At 30.7% G+C, this 16,025-nt stretch carries 14 protein-coding genes, 1 tRNA gene and 1 pseudogene; 9 read left to right on the forward strand and 7 right to left on the reverse strand.

What is annotated here, in order from left to right; genetic code table 11:
• Positions 1–23 precede the first annotated feature (23 nt).
• Positions 24–1,094, reverse strand: a complete 1,071-nt coding sequence (gene corA, locus AC061E_RS08260; RefSeq protein WP_478285799.1) for a magnesium/cobalt transporter CorA — start codon at positions 1,092–1,094, stop codon at positions 24–26.
• 310 nt (positions 1,095–1,404) lie between these two features.
• Here corA and AC061E_RS08265 point away from each other — a divergent pair, with 310 nt between their 5' ends.
• Positions 1,405–3,966 (forward strand): zinc-dependent metalloprotease, encoded by a 2,562-nt coding sequence (locus tag AC061E_RS08265; protein WP_478285800.1) that lies wholly within the window; start codon positions 1,405–1,407, stop codon positions 3,964–3,966.
• Between the two features lie 556 nt (positions 3,967–4,522).
• Here the strand turns inward: AC061E_RS08265 and AC061E_RS08270 are convergent.
• Positions 4,523–5,248, reverse strand: coding sequence for a bacteriorhodopsin-like (locus AC061E_RS08270; RefSeq protein ID WP_478285801.1), 726 nt, complete (start codon positions 5,246–5,248; stop codon positions 4,523–4,525).
• A gap of 107 nt (positions 5,249–5,355) precedes the next feature.
• Between AC061E_RS08270 and AC061E_RS08275 the strand changes: the two genes are divergently transcribed.
• On the forward strand, positions 5,356–6,255 hold the full coding sequence (locus tag AC061E_RS08275) for a Brp/Blh family beta-carotene 15,15'-dioxygenase (protein WP_478285802.1): 900 nt from the start codon (positions 5,356–5,358) through the stop codon (positions 6,253–6,255).
• A 107-nt stretch (positions 6,256–6,362) separates the two neighbouring features.
• Here the strand turns inward: AC061E_RS08275 and dnaK are convergent, their stop codons facing one another.
• The 4 genes from dnaK to AC061E_RS08295 form a co-directional block, all read right to left on the reverse strand.
• Entirely contained in the window at positions 6,363–8,246 is a 1,884-nt protein-coding gene (dnaK, locus tag AC061E_RS08280; RefSeq protein WP_182651308.1) for a molecular chaperone DnaK, read from the reverse strand.
• Positions 8,247–8,499: 253 nt separating this feature from the next.
• Positions 8,500–8,883, reverse strand: coding sequence for a YchJ family protein (locus tag AC061E_RS08285; protein ID WP_478285803.1), 384 nt, complete (start codon positions 8,881–8,883; stop codon positions 8,500–8,502).
• A 28-nt stretch (positions 8,884–8,911) separates the two neighbouring features.
• Positions 8,912–9,142, reverse strand: coding sequence for a hypothetical protein (locus AC061E_RS08290; RefSeq protein WP_478285804.1), 231 nt, complete (start codon positions 9,140–9,142; stop codon positions 8,912–8,914).
• A gap of 6 nt (positions 9,143–9,148) precedes the next feature.
• Complete coding sequence (locus AC061E_RS08295; RefSeq protein WP_478285805.1) at positions 9,149–9,298, reverse strand: hypothetical protein; 150 nt, start codon at positions 9,296–9,298, stop codon at positions 9,149–9,151.
• A 248-nt stretch (positions 9,299–9,546) separates the two neighbouring features.
• On the opposite strand from AC061E_RS08295, the gene AC061E_RS08300 reads away from it, so the two are divergent.
• Both AC061E_RS08300 and AC061E_RS08305 read left to right on the forward strand, forming a co-directional pair.
• The gene (locus AC061E_RS08300; protein ID WP_478285806.1) at positions 9,547–12,390 is read left to right on the forward strand and encodes a PAS domain S-box protein; all 2,844 of its coding nucleotides are present in this window, start codon (positions 9,547–9,549) and stop codon (positions 12,388–12,390) included.
• On the forward strand, positions 12,387–12,782 hold the full coding sequence (locus AC061E_RS08305; RefSeq protein WP_478285807.1) for a response regulator: 396 nt from the start codon (positions 12,387–12,389) through the stop codon (positions 12,780–12,782). Before AC061E_RS08300 ends, AC061E_RS08305 begins: the two co-directional genes overlap by 4 nt.
• Positions 12,783–12,797: 15 nt before the next feature.
• Here the strand turns inward: AC061E_RS08305 and AC061E_RS08310 are convergent, their stop codons facing one another.
• Positions 12,798–13,340 (reverse strand): hypothetical protein, encoded by a 543-nt coding sequence (locus AC061E_RS08310; RefSeq protein WP_478285808.1) that lies wholly within the window; start codon positions 13,338–13,340, stop codon positions 12,798–12,800.
• 84 nt (positions 13,341–13,424) lie between these two features.
• On the opposite strand from AC061E_RS08310, the gene AC061E_RS08315 reads away from it, so the two are divergent.
• The 5 genes and pseudogenes from AC061E_RS08315 (at position 13,425) to AC061E_RS08335 (ending at position 15,918) form a co-directional block, all read left to right on the forward strand.
• Positions 13,425–13,670 (forward strand): hypothetical protein, encoded by a 246-nt coding sequence (locus AC061E_RS08315; protein ID WP_158728551.1) that lies wholly within the window; start codon positions 13,425–13,427, stop codon positions 13,668–13,670.
• Between the two features lie 162 nt (positions 13,671–13,832).
• Positions 13,833–14,273 carry a KTSC domain-containing protein gene (locus AC061E_RS08320; protein ID WP_144891936.1) on the forward strand — a complete coding sequence of 147 codons (441 nt, stop codon included), beginning with the start codon at positions 13,833–13,835 and terminating at the stop codon, positions 14,271–14,273.
• Between the two features lie 221 nt (positions 14,274–14,494).
• Positions 14,495–15,259 (forward strand): DUF4369 domain-containing protein, encoded by a 765-nt coding sequence (locus AC061E_RS08325; protein ID WP_478285809.1) that lies wholly within the window; start codon positions 14,495–14,497, stop codon positions 15,257–15,259.
• A gap of 18 nt (positions 15,260–15,277) precedes the next feature.
• Positions 15,278–15,664, forward strand: a pseudogene (locus tag AC061E_RS08330) (TlpA family protein disulfide reductase); the annotation flags it as partial.
• Between the two features lie 173 nt (positions 15,665–15,837).
• A tRNA-Tyr gene (locus AC061E_RS08335) sits at positions 15,838–15,918 on the forward strand.
• Positions 15,919–16,025 lie beyond the last annotated feature (107 nt).

The following is a 16,025-nucleotide window of genomic DNA, read 5'->3' on the forward strand; positions in this document are numbered from 1 at the left end:
AAAACTAAAGTTATTAAACAGTATTAAAACCAACGTCTTTTTTTAAAATAAATAATCATTCCAATTACTATTAAAAACATGAAACCCATTACGGTTTGATAGCCGTATTTGTACTTTAATTCTGGTAGATTTTCAAAATTCATTCCATAAACACCTACAATAAATGTAAGCGGTATAAATATGGCCGAAACAATAGTGAGCGTTTTCATAATTTCGTTCATCTTATGCGTTTGAGCCGAAAAAAAGAAATTAGAAGCACTCTCCAATGAGTCCATATCCGAATCAATTTGCTCTAAAAGTTCTAAGCACTTTTGATGTAAACGAGCAAAAAAACTAAAAGTATCTGCCTCAACTACATTAAAAATAGAATCATCTTTTATGCTTTTAATATCGTACAAGGAATCTCGAAGCGGAATAATAGCGCGTTTTAAGACATTCAAGTTGTCACGGTGTTTCTCTATTCGCTCTAAAATTATTGGATCGGGATTTTCTTTAGTTAGATTTATAAGCTCTTCTACTTTATCCTCTTCGCTTTCTAGTGTAATGTAAAAATTTTCAATAATGGCGTCTAGCAATATATACAATAAGTAATCAGGACCTTTTACGCGTACAAGACCTGAATGGATTCTAATCCTTTCTCTAATGTGTGAAAAAAAATCACTTCTTTTTTCCTGAAACGAAATTAAAATTCCATCTTTTAACAAAAAACTAATTTGTTCAATACTAATGTTCTCTGAATTCTCAAGAGGTAACAGCGATTTAATGTTGAAGAATAAAAAATCATGTGATTCTTCAAATTTTGTTCTTCGTACCGTGTTTAAAACATCGGATAAAATAAAATTATCAATCCCAAAATTCATTCCAATGGCTTGCAACCAATCTACATTATTAAGTCCGTGAATGTTAAGCCAGTTTGTTTTAGAAACATCAATTAACTGATCTAATTGCTCTACCTTAAAATCAGTGTACTCAGTAAAATCAATATCATTATAAACAAACAATTGCATTTCTGACTGCATGTCCTTGTGAATACCAGTATATTCAAGATGATATGGCACTAATTTCTTGCCCTTTTTGTATTTAATTTTTCTCATTAGTATTCAGTAAACATCTTGTATATCGGTTTAGGGTTGTTGTAGTGATTTTAAGTAAAATCGACACTATTTCTCACTCAAAACAAAAGTAATGAGAATTAAATGACTACGTAATAAAATGACTCTCGAAAAATAATAAAGTTTCAAAATTCAAACGAATGTTAATTTATGTTAATTATTATCGTTTGGAAATTTTAAAAGTTCATTATTAAAAATATATCAATAGATTTGATAATTAAAGATGAATAAATACGAATGCACTCTATTTATTTACACAAAACTAATTATTAACTATAATGTGTAGAATTACATGCTTAAAAAAAAACTAACTCTAATTATTGCGTGCATCGCACTTTTTGCTGCTCCTGAAACATTTGCTCAAAGCAAAAAAAAGAAAAAAAATGACAAGACAGCTGTTGCTCAACCAGTAGCTAAACCAGCAGAGGCTAAAAAAGAACCTAAACCTTATAAAAAAGTTATAGACTCCACTTCTGTAACCCAAAAAGGATTAATTGATGTTCATAAAACAGATAATAAGTACTTATTCGAAATTCAGGATAGCTTACTTGGTAGCGAAATTATGACAATCACAAGATATTCTAAAACACCTGCTGGTGGAGGAATTTTTGGTGGTGAAGAAATTAACAGACAAGTAGTACGTTTTGAAAAAGGAATGAACAACAACATTCTTTTACGATCAATTACCTACGTAATTATGTCACCAGATGAGGATAAACCAATGGCACAAGCCGTAAAAAATTCAACATCCGATCCTATAATTGGGAACTTTGACGTTCTTGCCTACAAAAAGGATGAAGCTGGAAAAATTACAGGATATGTACTTGATTTAACTACTACTTTTGATGCTGATGTACAAACTTTTTCACTTGATCCCATCAAGAAACAGTTGTTAAACATTCAAGCTTTTCAAAAAGACAGATCTTATATTTCTAAAATAAGTAGTTTTCCAATAAATACTGAAATTAGAACTGTAAAAACGTTTACAACGGTACCACCTAGAATTAATCTTACTCCTACTCCACAAATTGGTGTGAACCTTCCATCAGCACTAGATGCAGGTGTAGTTACGGTAGAGATGAATACGTCTATGATTTTGTTACCAAAAAAACCCATGCGTAAAAGAGTTTTTGATGCACGTGTAGGTTATTTTGCAAATGAATACAGTGTTTTTGAAGAAGAATCTCAAAAAGCAGAGAATAAAGTATTTGCAGTAAGATGGCGTTTAGAGCCTAAATCTCAAGAAGATGCTCAAAAACAAAAAAATGGTGAATTAATTGAGCCATTAAAACCTATAGTATACTACATTGATCCTGCAACTCCTGAAAAATGGAAAAAATTCATTAAACAAGGAATTGATGACTGGCAAGTAGCTTTTGAAGCTGCTGGATGGAAAAATGCAATTAGAGGAGAATACTGGCCAGAAAACGATCCTACTATGAGTTTAGAGGATGCTCGTTTTTCAGTACTTCGCTATTTTGCTGCCGACATTCAAAATGCTTATGGACCAAATGTACACGATCCTAGAAGTGGAGAAATTCTAGAAAGCCACATCGGTTGGTACCATAATATCATGAGTTTATTGCGTAACTGGTATTTAATTCAAACTGCTGCTGTTGATCCAGCTGCTAGAGCTAAAAAATTTGATGATAAATTAATGGGAGAATTAATCCGTTTTGTATCATCACATGAAGTAGGTCATACTTTAGGATTGCGTCACAATATGGGAGCTAGCTCTGCAACTCCTGTTGAAAAATTAAGGGATGCTGCATACCAAGAAAAAAATGGTCACACATCTTCTATAATGGATTATGCTCGTTTTAATTACGTTGCGCAACCAGAAGATGGAGTAAAACATTTGTTCCCTAGAATTGGAGATTATGACAAATGGGCAATAAAATGGGGTTATTCTTATTTTGAAGACAGCAAAACTGAAGCACAAGAAAAAACAGTTTTGAACGATATGACTAAAGAAGCATACAAAAACAATCGTTTATGGTTTGGAACTGAATCAAGTCCTTATGACCCAAGATATCAAACAGAAGACATTGGAGACAATGCCATGAGAGCATCAGAATATGGTATAAAAAACTTGAAAAGAATTTTACCAAATTTAATAGAATGGTCTAAAGAAGATGGAGAAAGCTACGCTGAATTGGATGAACTTTACGGAGCTCTTACCGGACAATTCAGAAGATACATGGGACACGTAACTAAAAACGTGGGTGGTATTTACGACAATCCAAAAACTTACGATATGACAGGAAATCAATTTCAAATAGTTCCTAAAAGTATTCAAAAAGATGCAGTATCATTTCTTAATACGCAGTTATTCACCACTCCAAAATGGTTATTAGATCAAAACGTTCTCTCAAAAATTAATCCTGATAGTGGTGTTGAAGCTATTAAATCAATGCAAGATGCTACCTTATCTAGTTTAATGACTGGTGACCGTATGGTACGTCTTATGGAAAGCGCTACAGCAAGTAAAGACAACTACAGTGTAGATGAATTACTTTCAGACTTAAATAAAGGGATTTTCTCTGAACTTAAAACAAGTAGCTCTATTGATATATTTAGAAGAAATATTCAAAAAATTTATGTAGATAAAATGATTGAACTTCTAAAACCTGGTACTACAACAGTACGATCTGTACCTGTGGGAGTTACCTACGGTTTCAATACAAGAAGAGTAAACCTAGCGCAAACAGATTTACCATCTATTGCTAGAGGTCAATTAAACACTCTTAAAAACGATTTGAAAATGTCATCATTAAAAATGACGGACAAAATAAGCAAATACCATGTTCAAGATTTAATCTATCGCATAAGCGAAGCTTTAAATCCTAAATAATAAATACAAAAGGGAAACTGTTTTAAATGACAGTTTCCCTTTTTTTAATAAAAAAATGAAATAAACTGTACATTTAATTCTATCCTTATGAAATGAATTAAGCCCAAAAGTATATCTAAAATACTTTTGGGCTTTTTTGGCTTTAAAACAAACCTATACAAATTTTAGGGAAAACATTGAGCAACTAAAAGATCAATCTATTATCAAAATTTATTTCCGTTATTTAAATTTTCTAAAACAAAAAAAACCTACTATCAATACAGCATTGTTGACAATCGAAGTTACATTCAGATCTCAATTAAATTTATATTTTTTTTAAAAAAATTTGCAAATATTATTTATTTAAAAATGAAGTCCGAAAAGTAAATAAATAATACAAAAATATAATTACATATAATTAGCTATTTTTGTTAAAATAACAAAAAAGGCAGTATGGCGTAAAAAAATAATTTTGTTTAATAGTTTGCATAAAAATACAAGCATAAAAACTTATTAAAACAAAAAAACCGAGCTATTACTAGCTCGGTTTACTAAAATCAAATACAGAAAAATGAAATTAATCTTTTGATGATTTTACAGCAAGGTTATAGATAACCAAACCAAAACCTATCTTATTAATTGCATCAGCAATATTATAAGCAACATCTATGTTCCCTTCTGGAATGATTCCGTTGTACCATCCTGTAGTTCCCATCATGTATCCTAATGGATAAATTGACCAACCAACAAGAACAAACCAACATAAGATTTTGTGTGCTTTTTGAACTTCTGCACCAGCTGCTGCAGCAAGTTTTGAAGCTTCACCAAACCAAATTTCATACACAATAGCAAAATATGCTACTCCTGATATTGCACCCCAAAAAGCAGCACTTTCTGGCGCTACAACTTCTCCAAAATAACCTGTAACTAACATAATTACAGAGTAGATAATCATTTTCCACAATAAAGACTGTTTTGCTCCAGCTACCTTTAAAATTAAGTAAAACTCTAAACACATTAACGGCACTGTTAATACCCAGTCAACATAACGGAAGAATGTTGGTGATTCTCCAAACGAAGCCCAATAATCTCTCATGTAAAAATAATGCACTGCTGCAATAAAAGTAATTAAACCTGAAACTAAAACTGATGTACGCCATTTTTTATCAAACTGGCTCAGTGATAAGAAGAAAAAAGCTGATGCAGCCATCATAGCCATACAGCCTACAAAAAAAGTAAATCCTACATAATCTGTTGGTAACATTTTTCCAACTAGTCCTGAAATAAACATAAAATTTGTCATAAAAATAGTTTTTAATATTTTGTTTAACCAAATATACAAAAACTTAGACATACAAATTAATTTTTGTTTAATTATTTTTATGTAATTTTAAACAATAATTAATTTTTATGAAAAATTATTCAAATATCGTAATTGTAGCAAGCTTTTTCGGACTATGGATAGATTCGTATCTTACAAGTCAATTTCAAATAATTCTGGGTTTTTTCTTAATATTTACTTTTGGAATTTTGCATGGTGCCAATGATATTCTTTTAATTCAGCATATAAATCCTGCCCAAAAAAAGAATTCTCAAAATAAAACACTTCTATATTATGTTGTAGTTGTACTTGTGGGTGTTTTATTATTCTACACTCTACCACAGATTGCCTTACTTCTATTTATTATAGTTAGTGCCTTCCATTTTGGCGAACAGCAATGGCATAGTGTTAAAACCAAACTCAATAATTTGGTTTGTATTATGTTTCAGTTTTTATACGGTTTAGTTTTACTGTTACTTTTATTCTATTTTCACAGCAATCAGGTTCAAGATATTGTACATAAAATTACGCATGTGATGGTTCCTTTAGCTGCATTCACTATAGCTTTACAAATCACGGCTTTGCTATTTGGACTTTTTATCTGTTACTTGTTCTGGAAATTTGAATCCTTAAGATGTAAAATTGCTCTAGAAATATTCTTTTTAATACTATTTGCAATACTTTTTAAGGCTTCTAGTTTAATCTGGGGATTTGCTTTATATTTTGTATTATGGCATAGTATTCCATCTATAATTGACCAAGTAATCTTTTTAAATGGTTCATTCAGTATGACACACTTTAAAGCCTATTGCAAAGCTGCTTTCATCTATTGGTTCGTTTCCATCATAGGTATAGCCGTTTTGTTTTTTATTTGTAAAGACGAGCAGTTTTTTAATGCACTTTTTTTCTCATTCTTAGCTGCCATTACTTTTCCGCATGCAGCAGTCATCGCTAATATGTCAAGTGAAGAAAAAACCAACACTCTATAAAACAAAAAAACCGAGTAATTGCTTACTCGGTTTTAATATCAGGATAATTTTAAATCAATTTAAAATGATATCTAAATTGATTTCCATTTAAAATATGGTATATAAAATTATTTTACTTCTTCAAATTCTACGTCTTCTACGTTGTCTCCTTGAGTAGCTTCACCTTGTGGTTGTTCACCTTGTGGTTGTTCACCTTGAGCATACATAGCTTCAGTAGCTGTTTTCCAAGCTGCATTGATGTTATCAAGAGCTGTTTGAATTGCAGGAACATCTTGAGACTGGTGAGCCATTCTCAATTCAGTTAATGCATATTCTACTGCTACTTTATGATCATCAGCTAATTTAGAACCTAATTCTTTCAATTGAGTTTCTGTTTGGAAAATCATAGAATCAGCTTCATTGATTTTCTCCGCTTTCGCTCTTAAAACTTTATCAGATTCAGCGTTAGCTTCAGCATCTTGTTTCATTCTTTCGATTTCTTCAGAAGTTAATCCAGAAGAAGCTTCGATACGAATATCGTGAGATTTACCAGTTCCTTTATCAGTTGCAGATACTTTGATGATACCATTAGCATCAATATCAAAAGTTACTTCAATTTGTGGAACTCCTCTCGGTGCTGGTGGAATACCGTCTAAGTTGAAACGACCGATAGTTTTGTTATCAGCAGCCATTGCTCTAGCTCCTTGAAGAACGTGTAATTCAACAGTTGGTTGAGAATCAGCAGCAGTTGAGAAAACTTGTGATTTTTTAGTTGGTATAGTTGTGTTTGCTTCAATTAATGTAGTCATAACACCACCCATAGTTTCGATACCTAAAGATAAAGGAGTAACGTCAAGTAACAATACATCTTTTACATCTCCAGAAAGAACTCCACCTTGAATAGCTGCTCCAATTGCAACAACCTCATCAGGGTTAACTCCTTTAGACGCTTTTTTACCAAAGAATTTTTCCACTTCGTCAGCAATTCTTGGCATACGAGTAGAACCTCCTACAAGGATCACTTCGTCAATATCAGAAACAGATAAACCTGCATCTTTTAATGCTCTAGCTACAGGAGCCATAGAACGTTTTACTAAAGAATCTGATAATTGCTCAAATTTAGCTCTAGATAATTTTTTAACTAAGTGTTTTGGTCCAGAAGCAGTAGCTGTTACGTATGGCAAGTTGATTTCAGTCTCTGCAGAAGAAGACAATTCAATTTTAGCTTTTTCAGCAGCTTCTTTAATTCTTTGTAATGACATTGGGTCTAAACGCAAATCAACACCTTCTTCTGATAAAAACTCATCAGCTAACCAGTCAATGATTGTTTGGTCAAAATCATCTCCACCAAGGTGAGTATCACCATTTGTAGACAATACTTCAAATACTCCGTCTCCTAATTCAAGAACAGAAATATCAAATGTACCTCCACCTAAATCGTAAACAGCAATTTTTTGATCAGTACCTTTTTTATCTAATCCGTAAGCTAATGCAGCAGCAGTAGGCTCATTGATGATACGCATCACTTTAAGACCTGCAATTTCACCAGCTTCTTTTGTAGCTTGACGTTGTGCATCATTAAAGTAAGCAGGAACAGTAATAACTGCTTCAGTAACTGTTTGACCTAAATAGTCTTCAGCAGTTTTTTTCATTTTTTGAAGAGTCATAGCTGACAATTCTTGAGCAGTATATAAACGACCATCAATATCCACACGTGGTGTATTGTTGTCTCCTTTTACTACACTGTAAGGAACTCTTTTTGATTCAGCCGAAACTTCACCAAAACCTTGTCCCATAAAACGTTTGATAGAAGCAATAGTCTTAGTTGGATTAGTTACTGCTTGTCTCTTAGCAGGATCTCCTACTTTGATCTCTCCACCTTCAACAAAAGCGATGATAGATGGTGTTGTTCTTTTACCTTCTGCATTAGGGATAACAACTGCTTCATTACCTTCCATTACAGAAACACAAGAGTTGGTAGTACCTAAATCAATTCCGATTATTTTACCCATTTTTATTATATTTAATTTTACTTTATACTTATTTAAAGGCTCGAAAACCAATAGTCAATCTTTGTGCCAACACTTTGTCAGTATGTAAAATGTCAGTTTAACCACTTATTGGCGGAAAAATTGCTGACAACTTGACATTTTACTTTCATTTAACCATTTATACAATAAATTAGAAGATAAACATAAGAGTCTAAAAAATTATTCACTAATAAACTTTTAGTTTAAAAATTACGAACAAAAAATGGTGCCTTTTTTAATCAAAAAAAACACCATTTTCGTAAAACCAATCTCCATTTTCATTTACAAATGTAGATCGTTCATGATGAATATGACTTTTATTATACTCATCTTTATAGTACGCCTTAAACTCTACAATAGTAGGCGTAGATTCAATTATTTCTAGTTTAAGCCAAGTATTGCTTTTAGCCCACTGCAAAATATCATTAAAAGGATGCAACACTCTTACATGAGGTACAGTAGTTGCAACGAGATAAGTAGCATTATGAATGGCATAAGCGCTGTACCTAGATCGCATCAACTCCTCGGCAGAAACAGCTTTTACATTATAATTTAGTATTGGTCCACAACATTTTTCAAATGATTGCAAAGCTCCGCAATGACATTTAATTGTATTCATAGATCATTATTATTAAACCTCGTGAAATTTAAAGTTCAAGAGAACTATTTATTTTTTGATGCAACTGATTCAGTAAAACTTGATACTTGCTAATCTCTATTAAGTCCTCGTCATCATCTGAAAAATCAAGTAATTCGTCAAGTGCTTCACTTACTTCTACTAATTTATTTTTGGCGTCAAGCATATTCTTAACAGCAATACAATCTATAATTTCTTGAACACTTAGTTTCAAGCTAGAAAATTTATTTATGTTCTCCATGACACCTTATTGCTCTGTTGTTATATCCTCATTAAATTTTTTGGTAATCAATTTAAGCTTTTCTTTTCGCAATAAAATGGCTTGCTTGGCTTTATCTTGTGCTTTATGCAGCTTGTCATTATGCTTTTTTATGTTTTTTTCATTGTTTCTTCCCATTACAACTCCAATATTTTAAATTAAGTTACAAAGGTCGGATTTATTTGTTAGATTAAGATTATTTCTTGATGATATAGCAAAATCAGGTTCACAACCGGCACATTGTGTTAAAAAAACACATCATTAATTAGTTGTTTATTTTTAAATAAAAAAATAAAATACACTTTTTTTTACATTTTAAAACTACTTAACATTTTTTTGTTATATTTATGTTCTTATTAATCATTACATAAACACTGTTTCTATAGATGATTTTAAAAAGGAAGTACATAAAATTTTTAAGATGGTTTATCCTAAGACCAAAAACAACTGGCGTTCTATCCTTTTTATTTTTAAGCATTATTACAACTTTAATTTCGTTTCAACAATATCAACTGGTTAAAGAACTTGAGCAACGCGAAATGAATAACATTTTAAACGTTGTGGATCAAAACATTAATCAATCTCTCAAAAACTACTATACTGCAACTTTAACTCTAGCCTTAACTCTTGATGACAAGGGAATCCCAAAAGACTTTGAATATGTGAGTAAACAATTAATTAGATCTAACAATACAATTAGGGCTGTAGAACTAGTACCAAAAGGTGTTATAAAATACGTTTACCCTATTAAGGGAAATGAAGCAGCGATTGGTCTAAATATAATAACTACTGAAAATCTTCGGGTAGAAAGCTTAAAATCTATATCTAGTCAAAAAATGTACTTTGCTGGTCCACTTGAGTTACGGCAAGGCGGTATTGCAATTGTAGGACGATTGCCTGTTTATAAAAAAAAAATATTTTGGGGATTTTCGGCTGTAGTCATAAAACTAAATACTTTTTTAGAAGTTTCCGGCATTAAAAACATCGATAATTCAAAGTATTATTTTCAATTTTCAAAGTTTAGTTTAGATAAAAAAAAAGAAACTTTTTATATTAACAACCCTACCAATCTTGAAGGTAAATACTATATTTCAACAAAAATTGCCGATGGAGATTGGAAATTATATTTAATCTCAAAAAATAAATCCTATTTATATTCTGCTATTTTAATACCTTGTATTTTAGGTTTTATTCTCGCTGGTATTTTAGGGTTAATGGTGACAACATTGTTAAAAATACCTAACGAACTACAATCATTAGTTAAACTTCAAGCCAATAAACTATTAGACACTGAAATTAAATTTAAAACTATTTTTGATCAAGCTGCTCTAGGTATTGCAAGTGTTGATCCTATAACAGGGAATTTTCAAGAAATCAATGCCAAATTCTGTGAAATGTTGGGATACTCCCAAAAAGAAATGAAACTTAAAAACTTTCAATCCGTAACACATCCAGATGATTTAGAGAAAGACATGAAAAATGTTGATCATTTAAAAAACGGACGTATTAGTGAATATACCATGCAAAAGAGATATTTTACAAAAAATGGAGATCTCATTTGGGTAAATTTAACTGTAACTCCACTATTTGATACAAACCAAAATCAACAAAATGTAATTGCCATAGTTGAAGACATAACGCTAAAAAAAAATACAGAGAAGTTAATTAAGAAAAGTGAAACAAGATTTAAAAATTTATTTGATGACAGTCCATTACCATTGAGAGAAGAAGATTTTTCAGAAGTAAAAATATACTTAGAACAAAAAAATTTAACTCATAAAAGCACAGAAACGGTTCTAAATTATTTCACAGAAAACCCTAATGATTTAGATAAATGCCATTCTCTAATTAAAGTAATAAACGCCAACAAAGCATGTTTAAAGCTATACAAAGTAAAAAATATTAAAGAATTAATTCAAAATAAAAATGAATTGTTCAACCTAAAATCAAGGAATGATTTTGTAAGTAATTTAATAGCAATTACACAAGGTAAAAAACAGTTTATTATTGATACTCAAATAAAAACAGTCAAAGGTGAATATCGTGATATTAATTTGAGATGGAATCTCGTTCAAGGTTATAGAAAAACATTTGAGCGCGTTATTGTCTCAACCGAAGACATTACCAATAGATTAGCCTCTGAGCGAATTATATTAGAAACCAAACAAAGTGTAGAATCATTAATAAACACTATTGATGGGATTGTATGGGAATGTGATGCATCTACTTTTAATTTTGTTTTCATTAGTGATAAGGTAATTAATATTTTAGGATATACCCCAGATGAGTGGATAAATGACCCTCACTTTTGGAGTAATCATATTTATCAAGAAGATAAAGAATGGGTACAGAGTTACTGCAAAATAAAGGTGGATGAAAACTTAGATCACGATTTTGAATACCGTATGATTGCAAAAAACGGAAAAATTGTATGGCTAAGAGATATTGTAAACATAATATATGACAAAGGAAAACCAGCAATGCTTCGAGGAATTATGATTGACATCACACGAAGTAAAGAATATGAAAATGAAATTAATACCTCATTTGAAATTGTAAGTGAACAAAATAAACGTTTACTCAATTTTTCCTATATAGTATCTCACAATCTAAGATCACATACGAGTAACATTGCATCTATTGTTTCTTTTCTTGAAACTACAGATTCTGAAGAAGAAAAAAATGAAATGCTTCAATTATTAAAAACCGTATCAAATTCACTAGGAGAAACAATGCTTCATTTAAACGAAGTCATAAATATTAGAACCAATATAGGTTTACTTCTTGAACCATTAAACTTAAACGAATACATATCTACAGTACTAAACGTACTCTCTGAACAGATTACAAAAAACGATATTTCAATTATAAACCAAGTTCCACTTGACTCAATAATAAATTACAATCCTGCCTATTTAGAAAGCATCCTTTTTAATATTATCTCAAACTCTATTCGCTACAGACATTGTGAACGAGAAACTATTATAACTATTAGTTTTCGAATGGAAAACAATTTAAAATATTTAGAAATTTCAGATAACGGAATTGGGATAGATTTAATTAAAAATGCCGACAAACTTTTTGGTATGTACAAAACCTTTACTACAAATTCTAATTCTAAAGGGATTGGATTATTCATTACAAAAAATCAAATAGATGCAATGGGCGGAACCATCACTGTTGAAAGTGAACCTAACATAGGAACAACATTTAAAATTTATATTCGATGACAAATAAAACAATATGGATTGTTGATGACGATCCTATTTACCAAATAATTGTTAATAAAATAATAAACAGATCAGCTATGTTCTCAAAAATTATTCCATTTAAAAATGGAAAAGAGGCACTTGATCAACTGCAGGAAGTTATTAATAACAATGAAGCAATACCTGACATCATTTTATTAGATATCAATATGCCAATTATGGATGGATGGGAATTCATGGAGGAATTAAACAACTTAAAACCAAAATCTCTTGATGAAATCCGTATTTATATTGTAAGCTCATCCATAGCTATTGAAGATAAAACAAAATCAAAAAAATTTAAAACAATATTAGGATACATTTCAAAACCGGTTACAGTAAATGATATAATATTAATTGCATCCAGTGAATAAATAAAGAATTTAAAATCACTTACACTCTTTCTTTATTTCATCGAGAGTTTTTTCAGTGTAAATTAATTGTTCTGTAATATGCTTTCGTAAATCGTTAATATCAAATTCAAAATAATTAGCCCAAGATGACAATTGCAATATATTTCTAACTTGTTTGATTCGCTTTCTGGTTTCAGAGCTGGTTCTTAGAACTGCTTTTTTATTAAAATTAGGATTTTTTTTATGCTGGTATTGAACTAGTTCTTTATCATAATTTACTTCAAGATAATACAACAAATCAATTTCATTATCAGGATAAAAACAATCCCAAGATGCAAATCCTAATTTAAATTTCGATCCCGTTTCATGCTCAAGTGGTTCCAATCTCCATTTACAATTGGCTAACCTACCCCAATGATTTGATAAGCGATACATTCCTTTTTTAGTGTAATAATATTTACTACCTGATTTACTATCATACTGCAATTTCAAATTATTTATTGCATCCAATGAAGTTTCTTGGAAAACACAAAAAGTATTTTTGAAAGAATTAGGGCTAGGTTTAAAGTTGTTTTGCATACTACAAAGATAATCAAGAATAGTATTTACTGAGAATTCAAATTAAAAATGATTAAATTTGCCCACTTAAATAAAAAAATAAAGATGACAAAAGCTAACGAAGAAAGAATGTTACAAAAAGGAATCTACACAGGAGTTATTGAAAAAGATGAAAACAACAACTTTTTTTGTGGTGAATATTTGTTAGACTATAAAATGGCAACAAAATTCAATGTAGGTGATATGGTAACCATAAAAACGATCATTGAAAACCCAAGTGACATTAGCCATAACAAATACCCAAAAAAGTCAAAGAATTTTGACAAAGCAAATTATAAGCAACAACAATAAAGATATTAATCATAGCTTATAATATTTTTCATTAAAACTAATAACAGATTTTTTTTAGACAAAAACGCAAAAAATAAAAAAAAGTGTACCTTTGCAAAAAATTTGTCCATTTAAAACAAAATTGTATTCCTTATATACAAAAAGACAAGTAGTTACATATTTATGAAAAAAATAGTTGAATACCGCAAATTGCTAAATGTAGATAAAACTGCTGAGCTAAAAGATTTGAAAACCATTTATCGTAATGCGATGAAGGAAGCACACCCAGATAAATTTCAAGGTGATGAAGCTGGATTAAAAGCAGCTGAAGAAAACAGTAAAAAAATTATTGAGGCTTACCATTTTTTAGTGAGTATTAATCCTGAGACTATTAAGGCCAATTTACCTGAGTATACTGAAACAATTTCAACATCAACAATTACAGATTATAAATTTGTTGAAGGTAGATTAATCATCAATTTTTCAAATGGAAGTGTTTATGAGTACATAAGTGTACCAAAAGCAACCTATGTAAAAATGGTAAATGCTGATTCTCCTGGAAGATTTGCAAAAAGACATATCTTAAACGCTTTTACTTGGAGAAAAACAATCAATCAAGACTAAAACGTTTCTAGTAAGACATACAAGCACTCCAAATGGAGTGCTTTTTTTATATGCATCAATCAAAAATATACACAAACAAAGTTTGACATTTATTGTCTTCAACATTACAAGGCAAATACACAATAAATAGTGATTTATAACAAAAAATTAGATAGTTATTATATTTGTATTTTATTATTTTTAAATACTTTTGCAGATATAACTATATTAACTAATTTATAATGAAAAAAATAATTTTATTACTTTCTGCTGCTGTTGTATTAATTTCTTGTAGCAAAGTTGGCAAAGATGAATACTTGATTACTGGTACAGCTAAAGGCATAGATAATGGTAAGACAATTGTTCTAGAAACTCAAGATGCAACTGGAATGATGCTTGCAAAAGATACTGTTAAAGTAGAAAACGGTAAATTTGAAATGAAAGGTAACATTACTGAACCTGCTTTTTATACTTTACAACTTGAAGGAGCACAAGCTAAAATACCGTTTATATTAGAAAATGCTGAAGTTAAAATTGAAATCAACAAAGACAGTATTCAAAAATCTAAAGTTTCTGGAACATATAACAATGAAGAGTATATGACCTTTAATGAAGAAATGACTAAAGTTCAAAAGAAACTTATGGATTTTCAAACAAAAAACATGGCAGCCATGAATACTGCACAACAAACAAAAGACACTGTTGTGATCAATAAATTAATGCAAGAGTTTTCTAAAATTCAGGAAGAAGTAAATACTGCTTCAAAAAACAAATATTTGACTTATGCTGAAACGCACCCTAAATCATTTATTTCAGCTTTGATTATCCAAGGAATGTTAAATGATCCTTCAACTGATGTTGCAAAATCAGAAAAACTATACAATAGTCTTGAAGAATCATTGAAAAAAACAAAACCAGGAATCGCCATCAAAACTAAAATTGCTGAAAGAAAAGCTCCTGCTGCAGTAGGTGCTGCTCCTGCACCAGCAATGCCAGGAGGTAACTGAAGAGCAGATTTTTCAGCTCCTAATCCTGAAGGGAAAATGATTTCACTAAAGGAAAGTTTGGGTAAAGTTACAATAGTAGATTTTTGGGCGTCTTGGTGTGGTCCTTGTCGACAAGAAAACCCAAATGTGGTAGCTTTATACAAAGAGCTTCATAGCAAGGGTCTTAATATTATTGGTGTTTCTTTAGATAAAGATGCAAAAGCATGGAAAGATGCAATTGCTAAAGATAAATTAACTTGGAACCAGGTTTCAAACTTAAAATTTTGGGATGAACCTATAGCTGCACAATATAAAGTAGAATCAATTCCAGCTACTTTTATAATTGATGCATCTGGAAAAGTAGTAGCACAGAACTTACGTGGCGAAGCGCTACGAGCAAAAGTTTTAGAACTTTTAGCTAAATAGAAACCTATTCTAATAAAAATAAAAAAATCTCCGTAATGGAGATTTTTTTATTTTATTCAATACCAAGTGATTAAAAAAAATAGCAAAATTAAGTTCAAAATTTGTTTGGAAACTTAAAAACTGTTGTTATATTTGCACCCGGTTAGCACAACGAGTTATACTTGTTAAGTCTTGGGGAGATACTCAAGCGGCCAACGAGGGCAGACTGTAAATCTGCTGTGTAAACTTCGCAGGTTCGAATCCTGCTCTCCCCACTAAAGCGTTGCATTTGTAACGCTTTTTTTATGGATTGTTTTAATGTATTATTTCCTGCCTAATATTACAAGTCATGAAAAAAAGAATTATCCATACGTCTCAAAAA

This window comes from Flavobacterium sp. GNP011, assembly GCF_056428925.1.

Excerpts from the sequence above, each read along its gene's own strand:
- AC061E_RS08285 (WP_478285803.1), bottom strand. The coding sequence starts at position 8,883 with ATGAATACAATTAAATGTCATTGCGGAGCTTTGCAATCATTTGAAAAA.
- AC061E_RS08325 (WP_478285809.1), top strand. The coding sequence starts at position 14,495 with ATGAAAAAAATAATTTTATTACTTTCTGCTGCTGTTGTATTAATTTCT.
- AC061E_RS08275 (WP_478285802.1), top strand. The coding sequence starts at position 5,356 with ATGAAAAATTATTCAAATATCGTAATTGTAGCAAGCTTTTTCGGACTA.
- AC061E_RS08315 (WP_158728551.1), top strand. The coding sequence starts at position 13,425 with ATGACAAAAGCTAACGAAGAAAGAATGTTACAAAAAGGAATCTACACA.
- AC061E_RS08265 (WP_478285800.1), top strand. The coding sequence starts at position 1,405 with ATGCTTAAAAAAAAACTAACTCTAATTATTGCGTGCATCGCACTTTTT.
- corA (WP_478285799.1), bottom strand. The coding sequence starts at position 1,094 with ATGAGAAAAATTAAATACAAAAAGGGCAAGAAATTAGTGCCATATCAT.
- AC061E_RS08290 (WP_478285804.1), bottom strand. The coding sequence starts at position 9,142 with ATGGAGAACATAAATAAATTTTCTAGCTTGAAACTAAGTGTTCAAGAA.
- AC061E_RS08305 (WP_478285807.1), top strand. The coding sequence starts at position 12,387 with ATGACAAATAAAACAATATGGATTGTTGATGACGATCCTATTTACCAA.
- AC061E_RS08295 (WP_478285805.1), bottom strand. The coding sequence starts at position 9,298 with ATGGGAAGAAACAATGAAAAAAACATAAAAAAGCATAATGACAAGCTG.
- AC061E_RS08270 (WP_478285801.1), bottom strand. The coding sequence starts at position 5,248 with ATGACAAATTTTATGTTTATTTCAGGACTAGTTGGAAAAATGTTACCA.
- AC061E_RS08300 (WP_478285806.1), top strand. The coding sequence starts at position 9,547 with ATGATTTTAAAAAGGAAGTACATAAAATTTTTAAGATGGTTTATCCTA.
- dnaK (WP_182651308.1), bottom strand. The coding sequence starts at position 8,246 with ATGGGTAAAATAATCGGAATTGATTTAGGTACTACCAACTCTTGTGTT.
- AC061E_RS08320 (WP_144891936.1), top strand. The coding sequence starts at position 13,833 with ATGAAAAAAATAGTTGAATACCGCAAATTGCTAAATGTAGATAAAACT.
- AC061E_RS08310 (WP_478285808.1), bottom strand. The coding sequence starts at position 13,340 with ATGCAAAACAACTTTAAACCTAGCCCTAATTCTTTCAAAAATACTTTT.